The organism is Streptomyces sp. NRRL F-4489, assembly GCF_001509485.1.
Classification (GTDB): domain Bacteria; phylum Actinomycetota; class Actinomycetes; order Streptomycetales; family Streptomycetaceae; genus Streptomyces.
In genome coordinates this window covers 1-1,013 of sequence record NZ_LLZI01000166.1, presented here as the reverse complement: position 1 = coordinate 1,013, position 1,013 = coordinate 1, and the positions used below count along the sequence as shown (strand labels likewise).

Below are 1,013 nucleotides of genomic sequence, written 5' to 3'. Positions count from 1 at the left end.
GGCGGGGGGGGGGGAGGGGGGCGAGGGGGGGGGGGGCGATGTGGCGGCCGGGTCCGGGGGCGGTGACGCGCAGGCCGCCGAATTCGGCCCAGGCTTCGACGGCGGCGGGGAAGACGGTGTGGCGGTGGCCGGCGGGGGAGGCGTGGGCGCGGAGGGTGTCGGCCCAGCGTTCGGCCTGCTGTATGTCCCAGCGGCCGGGCTGCCAGCCGGCGTTCTCCAGGGCGAGGGCGACCGGCGCGGGGAAGCGGGGTGAGCCGGGTCCGTCGTGGCCCGGGGTGCGCGGGTCGGGGGTGCCGGGTTCGGGGGTGGTGCGGGGCATGGTGGCGGTCAGCTCCCTTGGGGCGTCGGCGCCCCGATGGGCATGACGCCGAAGTGGGCGAGCAGGGCGTCGCAGGAGCGGCAGGGCGGGGCGTAGCTGCCGTGCTGGGGGTCGCCGTCCTCGCGGATGTGGCGTGCGGTGATCTTGGAGTGTTTCAGGGAGCGGCGGGCCTCGCCGTTGGTGAGGGGTTTGCGGGAGGCGCGTTTGCCGCGGTTGGCCTCGACGGCGGTGAGGTGGCGGGAGAGCAGGACGGCCTCGGGGCAGCGGCCGGTGAAGCGGTCGCGCTGGGCGGTGGTGAGGGTGTCGAGGAAGTCCTGGACGAGCGGGTGCAGCGTGGGGGGCTGTTCGGCCTTGCTGGCGGTGCAGGTGAGGGTCTGGCCGCGTACGGACAGGGCGGCGCCGATGGTGGGGAGGATGCCGTCGCGGCGGTGGCGCAGGGTGGGGGCGCGGTCGGCGTCGGCGGTGCCGCTCCAGCCGATGCGGGGGTCGCCGGTGGCGCGGGGGTCGCCGGTGGTGGCGCGGTGTGCGGTGGTGGTCATGGTCGTGCTTCCCTCCCTGCAATCCCCCCGGTTGCGGAGGTCAGATTGCCAAATGTGCTGGGTGTTGCGGTAGTCGGGCACGCTGTCGGGGATGTCACTGGCGTGTGACGGTCCGTCGGGTGTCCGGTAACGGGGCAGGTGGGCGGGGTGAGGTG

Annotated in this window: 2 protein-coding genes; both read right to left on the bottom strand. The window is 75.4% G+C overall.

Annotation, left to right across the window (positions count from 1 at the left end):
* Window positions 1-319, bottom strand: a 319-nt coding sequence (locus ADL22_RS14235; protein WP_199836295.1) for an SUKH-3 domain-containing protein, incomplete at its 3' end; no start/stop codon positions are given.
* Window positions 320-327: 8 nt separating this feature from the next.
* Window positions 328-858, bottom strand: coding sequence for a YwqJ-related putative deaminase (locus tag ADL22_RS14230; protein WP_066978173.1), 531 nt, complete (start codon window positions 856-858; stop codon window positions 328-330).
* Window positions 859-1,013 lie beyond the last annotated feature (155 nt).

Bases quoted from the DNA above. Each gene is read 5' to 3' on its own strand.
- ADL22_RS14230 (WP_066978173.1), bottom strand. From the start codon at position 858: ATGACCACCACCGCACACCGCGCCACCACCGGCGACCCCCGCGCCACC.